Origin of the sequence: Aquabacterium soli, assembly GCF_003933735.1 — a bacterium.
GTDB lineage: Bacteria > Pseudomonadota > Gammaproteobacteria > Burkholderiales > Burkholderiaceae_C > Aquabacterium > Aquabacterium soli.
Genome location: NZ_RSED01000026.1, coordinates 49,651 through 56,497, shown reverse-complemented (window position 1 = coordinate 56,497; position 6,847 = coordinate 49,651). Strand labels below are relative to the sequence as shown.

Sequence of the window (6,847 nt, the reverse complement as noted above, 5' to 3'; positions counted from 1 at the left end):
GCGCTGTGGGCCCCGTGTGCTCTTTTGGCGTCGAAGCGGCAGGGGTTGCCGCAACAAAGGAGCGAACCATGAGCCACGCACAGAACACCAATCCACTGACACGTCCCGTTCATCCGGGCAAAGCTGGTGATACGCGTACTGTGGTGATGAACCGTTGCAAGATCACCATGCGCCATGACGGCAAACAGTGGTGGAACATCAAGGTTGAGCCGGCCTGACGGCCGGTGATCGCCTGGCGCAGCGCGCCAGGCTTTCAGAGCGCGTTGCGAGACGGTAGGCGCCTGGCCCTGAACGGGCGGGCTGGTGTATCTCGCTGGGCTATCGCCCGGGCTCGGTGCGGCCTAGGGCCGCAGGGAGGGGAGGGGGGCTTGCTGTCTACCGAGAGTATCAGTCCGTGCTCGCAGTCAATGGCTGCGAGGGTTCTTTGAACCCTCTTGCGGCCTTCGGCCGTTGACACCATTGACTACTGCGCGCGGACCGATCCAGGGGCATCAGGCAATCCCGCCTGATACCCGAGCGCAACGATGACGACAGAGCACTTCGACCACTACATCCATCTTGGCAACGGCATCTTCCGGCCAGCAACCGCCGACCAAATCATCGCCACGGCCATGCGCGCCCTTGACGCCAAGATCATCCGCCATGGCTCCATCGCCTCGCCAGCGGATGCCAAGGCCCTGGCATGCCTGCGACTGGGGCAGCTCAAGCATGAAGTGTTCGCCGCGATCTTCGTTGATGCACAACACCGCATCATCGAGTTTGTCGAACTGTTCCGTGGCACGCTCACACAGACTTCCGTCTATCCGCGTGAAGTCGTCATTGAGGCACTTAACCGGCATGCTCATGGCCTGGTGATCGTGCACAACCACCCCTCAGGCTATCCGGAACCGTCACGCGCAGACGAGCTGCTGACCAGTACCCTCAAGAGCGCACTTGCGCTGGTGGACGTGCGATTGCTGGATCACTTGGTAGTCGCTGGTGGTCAGGTCGTCTCATTCGCTGAGCGCGGTCTGTTGTAGACGCTGCCGGCGTCGGCAGTTGAGGCTGGCAACCTCAACTGCCAAACAACCAGGCATGAGCGCCCATCAGGCCCAGCGTAAAGATGCTGCCCGTTAGCGCTGAGACGCTGGCCGTCATGATCCAGTCGCGGCGTGTGCGCTTGAGAACGGTGTCCGTCAATGCCTGCTGCAAGGCCAACGTAGCGGCTTTTTGCAATGTTGCCTGCTGCTGACCCACCAGGCTTTGCGCAGCGTGCTCCGTGGTCTTTAACACGATGCTGGCGGTCTCCACACGCAACTTTGCCACCATGTCGTCCACCTGAGCCTGGTAGGCTGCCGTGGCTTCGGTGATCGCAGTTGCTGTCTGCTTCGCGCTCTGATCCACCAGCTCGGCCCGGGCCAGCAGAACCTGCAGGTCGCCCAGCATTTCAGCGAGCAGCGCTTCACGGGCGTTGCTCGGCTTGGCACTCATTTCAGGCCCAGTGCAGTAAAGCAAGCATCGATCTCGGGCAGCACACCGTCTGCCAGCCGCTTGACGGCCAGCTTGTCAGCCAAGGCCACCTTGTCAGCCTGGCTGTCCGCCTTGGCAATCAGTGCTTTGTAGTCGGTCTTGTCGCCGGCCAGGTCCGTGATGCTTCGCCCATCATGCTTGACGCGCTGGTAGATCTCGTTGTCCGTCAGATGAGCCGCTGGGTTCAGCGTGGCCACCTTGTTGACCGAGAGGAAGCTGACCAAGGCCGAGAACTGCTTTTCTGGTGTGTCGCCATCTTCGACCCGGTTCAACACAATCTTGATCTTGGAGGCGGGGACGCCCATCTTCACCAGCTCATTCGCGGTGTTGGCCGTGTCCTTCTGTTGCTTGACATCCGGCACGGCCGGCACCACGAAGGCGTCAAAGTCTTCATGACTGCCCTTGAACTTGCGCATGAGGCCCAACAAGTCTTCTACGTTGCTGGCGCCAATGTCAACGATCAGGTTGTCACTGGCCAGCATGTACTGCTGCAGGTGTGCAAAGTCCTTCCCTCGCAGTGCATCGGCCTCCTGCTCATCGGCATTCGCCGATTCCACGGAGATGATCTCCGCGCCCTTGATACGCGGCGCCAAGACATGCCGCGCGATCGTGGTCTTACCTACGTTACCGCTGAAATTAATGATGGCTACTTTCATGCCGTCCTACCTTTGCCGTTTGAACAGTGGATTTGTGATGTGACTGTCAAAGTGGGTTCCCACATCGACAGCCGCGCCAGTTGAGCCCCCCAGTTCGGGAGCGACAGGCGCGGCCGGCTGCTGAGCCGGCGTCGATGCCAATTGTCGCCCCGAGCTGCGGCCAGGTGAGGGCGTGGCTTCAAGCCGCTTCACCTCCCGTTGGACCGTGCCCCACCCGACTTCCACGCCCGCGTCCTGCAGTGCTTCGTGGATCGCCCGGATGGTGTAGCCCTCAGCTCTCAAGCGCGAAATCTCACTGACATGGCGGCGCAACTTGCGGTTGGCGTGGCCTGGTGGGTCGCGTGGCTTTAGCTCCATACCCACATTCTAACCACATCCTCACCGGACCTCACCCATACCGTGTGTGTCCGAAAACCCGAGTTATACCCGGATAAAACCCACATCGCGGCAGCCCGAAACCGCCAAAACCGACAAGACAGCCTACAAAACCACATGAAGAGTATTAGCAGGATAGGCTAGCGCCGACGGATGTACTACAATCGAAACATGACGACAGACACCACACCTCCCGCATCCCGCGCTGACCGCCTGATGACCATTGACCTCGGCAAGCCTTTGAAAGCCGATTGGGTTAAGTGGTGCGCGGACCGTGGATTGGTCCCTGGCAAGGTCATGCGAGGCATGGTTGAAAGAGCCTTAGCAGAGGGCCTAGAACTGGCTGCAGGGCCCTCGGGCGAGAAGGTGAGGGTGGTGGTGCTTGACGAGCCGGATCGAGGCGCAAAGGTCGGCCGAGAGATCCAGCTGACGCCCTCCGAGAACAAGGCGGCTGAGGCTGCCGCAAAGGCAGAAGGCTATGGCTTCCAAGAGTGGGTGATCGCCGCCGTGCGCGCAGCCCTGGCCAACGCCCCCAGTTATGGCCAGGCCGAACTGGAGGCACTTACTCAAAGTAACGCTGCCATGGCTCAGGTAGCGGTCGAGCTGGCGGCGCTGCGCCGGCAGGAGCCGGATGCGCAGCTTGTGGCGAGGCTGGCGGACCTTGAGTCTGAAATCCGGCACCATGTTGAAACGGTGAGCGCGGCGATGGCGCAAGGGGCGAGGCGATGGCAACTGAAAGTCTGAGGGTAGGTCGGGCGTGGGATGACAACTTCCACGACTGGACCGACGATCTGCAACTCGGCCGGAAGGGCAAGAAGCCTGCGGCCTCGGGTGGCAAGCCTTCAAACTGGACCGGCAAGAAGGTGCGTACAAGTCAGCCAGGTGATTACCCTGGCCGTGGCAGCAAAGAGGACATCAGGGCGCGACTGGCGGGTATTGCACGTCGAAGTCGCCAGGTGATGGTCAAGATCACACCGGGCAAGAACCACAGCATGAAAGTGGTTCGTAAGCACCTGCAGTACATCGGCCAGGATGGCGAGGGGCAGGTGTTTGACCAGGATGGTAGAGAGTACAAGGGTAAGGACCAGGTGAATGACCTGGCCTGGATGTGGGAGCACGTAGGGCCCCAAATGCCTGCGGAGTCGGACAAGCGGCTCGCTTTCAACATCATGTTTTCGATGCCCGAAGGGACAGACGAGCGCGCTGTGTTTGCGTCGGTGAAGGCCACGGCTGAGGCTGAGTTTGCTGGGCATCAGTGGGTGATGGGGCAGCACTTTGATGAGCCCCAAGTTCATTGCCATGTGGCAGTCAAGGCCGAGAACATGGAAGGTGTTCGGCTTAACCCCCGCAAGGCTGATTTGAATCGGTGGCGCGAACGCTTTGCCCATGAGCTGCGACAGCGGGGCGTTGAGGCCGAGGCGACGAAGCGGGCCCAGCGCTTGCACCAGCAGCTCATCAAGAAGCCGTGGGCTGTTACTCGCCTAGAGGAACGTGGGGAGGCTACGAACCCACAGCCCAGCGAGATCAATGTCAAACGGGTGGAAAAATGGAAGAACTCGGAGAAGCAAGCAGCCAGCTCATATGACCGGATCATCGATGCGCTTCATCGTTCCAGCGATGCCGCCGACCGGATATTGGCGAAAGAGCTTGCAGATAGCCTGGTAGGAGAAAAGGTCCGAAAGACCCTCAACCAGGACAACAGAAGCAAACAGGATCTTGAAAGGACTTGACCATGAGTAACGACATCGCAGATCTGACAGCGTTTGAGCCGGGGGTGTTCATCCTGCTGAACGATGTGATGACAGGCGTACGGAAGCTGGCCCGGGTCACGGACGACGGCCAGGCCTACATCGATCTGGACAGTGAGGACTGCACCCCACTGCCCATCTACACCACCTTGCAGCCTGCGGAAGCGGGCAACATCCTCGGCTGGGGGTTGTACCTGGTCGACCATCATCCCGAGCTGCACCCTGCGTGGCGCACGCTGTGTGACCGGCTGGTGAACTCTGGCGAGGGTGTGCTGACCTACAACCGTGCCGCGCATTGGGCCTTTGTGAATCGCACCTTCGACTTCGACAAGGCGATCGCGGCGGGCAAAGCGGAGTCAGAGGCGGTAGCCGCCGGCCGCAAGGTGCTCGATGACATGGCCAGGAACGCGGGAGGCCAAGCATGAGCTTCGAGACGATGGAAGGTCAGCGCCGCGATGCGGCAGACTCGATCCTGACCAAGTTCGGCGCAGCCATCGAGAAGGCTGAGCAGAACGCAGCCTCCAAGACGACTGATCCCGGCATGCGCAAGCTGATGGCAGCACGCATCGCGCTGGAATACGCTGTCTTGGCAACAGCGCGCGAGAAGCAGGTGAATACCGAAATGGTGGCCACAGCCCTCAAGGGTGCAACGGTCGATCAGCAGGCGCACATGCTCAAGGAAGGAACCGCAGCGCTTGGCCGTGCCTACCGCATAGCACCTGAGGTTCTGGTGAATGCGTTCGCCGGCAAACTGGCTGACGTGGACATGCCGAAAGGCTTGGGCAGCACGCCAGAGATCGACAAAATGGTTGACTCCTGCCGGAACCTGGTCACAAGCATCGTGAAGGACGAGTATGCAACCCGTGGGCGCTTCGAGGGCGGAGGCAGCCGTACGGACAGTTTCATAGCCTTGAAGTCCGAAGGCATGGTCTCGCCGGCCAAGAATGAACTGGCAGCTCGGCTGGCGTTCATGGAAGCGACCATTGATGCAGCCGTGGGGAAGGGGGCGATTAACCAGGTGAACGCTGACATGCTCAAGGAGCGGATCGAGGCCCAGGTATTCCAGCCACGTCCGCCCCAATCGCTGGAGTTCAGCAAGGAGTTTGTCAGCTTCTTTGAACAGCGAGGCAAGGGCCTCAGGATCGAGGCAATGACGGAAGTTCGCGGTGTCACCCAGTCGCAGACGGTGCAGGACATCACGGCCAGATTGAAGGAAATGATGCCGGCGTTGTCGCGTGCACCGAGCGACCACCGAGCACACAAACCACTGGAGAGATAGCCATGATGGAGAACCGCACCCTGCACATCAATGACCGTGGCGACATCATCGGAACCAGCGAGCGCGCGTTGGGCCCAGTCATCGAGCAGAACAGCCCATTTCTGGTGTTTCGCCTTAGCTGGGTTGCCTATGCCCGTGAGGGAGTGGCCTTGCTGCTGCGACTTCTGGTTTGCTGCATCGGCTTCATGCTTGTGTCTGTAGCGCTTCAACGCTTCACCAAGATGGGAGATATGTCTTGGCTGACCGTGTTGGGTGCGCTTCTCGCTATCGTGTGGACGGCCTATTCGATCGCCTTCACCAACTCGGTTCGACTCTTCACTGATGATGCGGGCGTGTGGATGCAGTCAGGTGTGTTCCCGTGGGAAAAGGGTGTCACCGGAGTGCAGTGGCGAGATCTTGGCCAGGCGGGATACAACCAGGGTTTTGTCAGCTGGATCTTGCGCAGTTACGACGTGCAAGTTACCCATCGTTTCAGTACCACCACCGAGATGTATCTGCGCAACGTGCACCGCGGAAATCTTGCCGTGGAGCACATCAACCAGGTGATGGCTCAGTTGCAGGGCCGGGTGGTGCGATAGTAGCGCTTGCAGCGCACTATCAATCGCGCTGCGCCATCAACAAACGAGGGATCGAGTGATGAAGCGCGCGCTAGAAATTCTATTGCTGGCCACCGCTGCAGCGGTACTTACCGCCTGTGGCGGTGGCGGCAATGCCCCCGAGGTGAAAGTTCAATCTCGTCCAACGGCCACCAGCTACTGGACAATGGATGCGAACAACTACGTCAACGGTGGGAACACAGCCCAAACGACGAACTCGGGCACAGGCACGTTGGTTACCACGGTCGTGGTTAGCACAGCGACGCTCAACGGTGGAGATCAAAGCAACGGAGCCTACTCAGGCAGCTCGATCTCGTTCGTGTTCAAGGGCACGCCACCTGATGGGATCTACACACTGGTTCAAGACCAGGCGGCTTTCCTTGCTGCAGACCCATTGACTGCACCGATGCTTGTCACGGTGAACGTAGGTGTGGCCGTCACTACAGGCAGCTCGCAATACACAGCGCAATCCGGCACCATCCATGTCACACGGGGTTCGGATGCTGTCTACCACTTCACAACGGTGGCACCAGTGTTTGCGACAAAGACACTCGATGTCTCCGGCGGAGTGGCCGGGGCACCCAACGTGATGACGCTGAACATTGCCGATGCCTATTGAGGTTTTGGCCAGGTGAAAAAAAAACGCCCGATGATTTCGGGCGTTCAAGACACGTCGCTGTCATC

The 6,847-nt window shown here is 59.8% G+C and carries 10 protein-coding genes; 8 read left to right on the top strand and 2 right to left on the bottom strand.

Annotated features, from left to right (window positions below):
• Positions 1 to 218 (top strand): hypothetical protein (locus EIP75_RS24190; protein WP_233584990.1); only part of this gene is annotated, 218 nt, incomplete at its 5' end.
• A 306-nt stretch (positions 219 to 524) separates the two neighbouring features.
• On the top strand, positions 525 to 1,019 hold the full coding sequence (locus tag EIP75_RS21755) for a JAB domain-containing protein (protein ID WP_125245302.1): 495 nt from the start codon (positions 525 to 527) through the stop codon (positions 1,017 to 1,019).
• Between the two features lie 34 nt (positions 1,020 to 1,053).
• Here EIP75_RS21755 and EIP75_RS21750 read toward each other — a convergent pair whose 3' ends face one another.
• Together EIP75_RS21750 and stbB are read right to left on the bottom strand one after the other, a co-directional pair.
• On the bottom strand, positions 1,054 to 1,425 hold the full coding sequence (locus tag EIP75_RS21750) for a hypothetical protein (RefSeq protein WP_125245301.1): 372 nt from the start codon (positions 1,423 to 1,425) through the stop codon (positions 1,054 to 1,056).
• Positions 1,426 to 1,466: 41 nt separating this feature from the next.
• A complete protein-coding gene (stbB, locus tag EIP75_RS21745; protein ID WP_125245300.1) occupies positions 1,467 to 2,165 on the bottom strand; it encodes a StbB family protein in 699 nt (232 codons plus the stop codon).
• Between the two features lie 546 nt (positions 2,166 to 2,711).
• Here stbB and EIP75_RS21740 point away from each other — a divergent pair.
• The 6 genes from EIP75_RS21740 to EIP75_RS21715 are packed head-to-tail and all read left to right on the top strand — an operon-like array spanning position 2,712 to position 6,782.
• On the top strand, positions 2,712 to 3,284 hold the full coding sequence (locus EIP75_RS21740; RefSeq protein ID WP_125245299.1) for a hypothetical protein: 573 nt from the start codon (positions 2,712 to 2,714) through the stop codon (positions 3,282 to 3,284).
• Complete coding sequence (locus EIP75_RS21735) at positions 3,266 to 4,270, top strand: relaxase/mobilization nuclease domain-containing protein (RefSeq protein ID WP_125245298.1); 1,005 nt, start codon at positions 3,266 to 3,268, stop codon at positions 4,268 to 4,270. The genes EIP75_RS21740 and EIP75_RS21735 overlap by 19 nt, the downstream gene beginning before the upstream one ends.
• A 2-nt stretch (positions 4,271 to 4,272) precedes the next feature.
• Entirely contained in the window at positions 4,273 to 4,713 is a 441-nt protein-coding gene (locus tag EIP75_RS21730) for a hypothetical protein (protein WP_125245297.1), read from the top strand.
• Positions 4,710 to 5,567: a hypothetical protein gene (locus tag EIP75_RS21725; protein WP_125245296.1), complete on the top strand. Its 858-nt coding sequence runs from the start codon at positions 4,710 to 4,712 to the stop codon at positions 5,565 to 5,567. Before EIP75_RS21730 ends, EIP75_RS21725 begins: the two co-directional genes overlap by 4 nt.
• Positions 5,568 to 5,569: 2 nt before the next feature.
• A complete protein-coding gene (locus tag EIP75_RS21720; RefSeq protein ID WP_125245295.1) occupies positions 5,570 to 6,145 on the top strand; it encodes a hypothetical protein in 576 nt (191 codons plus the stop codon).
• Positions 6,146 to 6,203: 58 nt separating this feature from the next.
• Positions 6,204 to 6,782, top strand: coding sequence for a hypothetical protein (locus EIP75_RS21715; protein ID WP_125245294.1), 579 nt, complete (start codon positions 6,204 to 6,206; stop codon positions 6,780 to 6,782).
• The last annotated feature ends 65 nt before the right edge of the window (positions 6,783 to 6,847 follow it).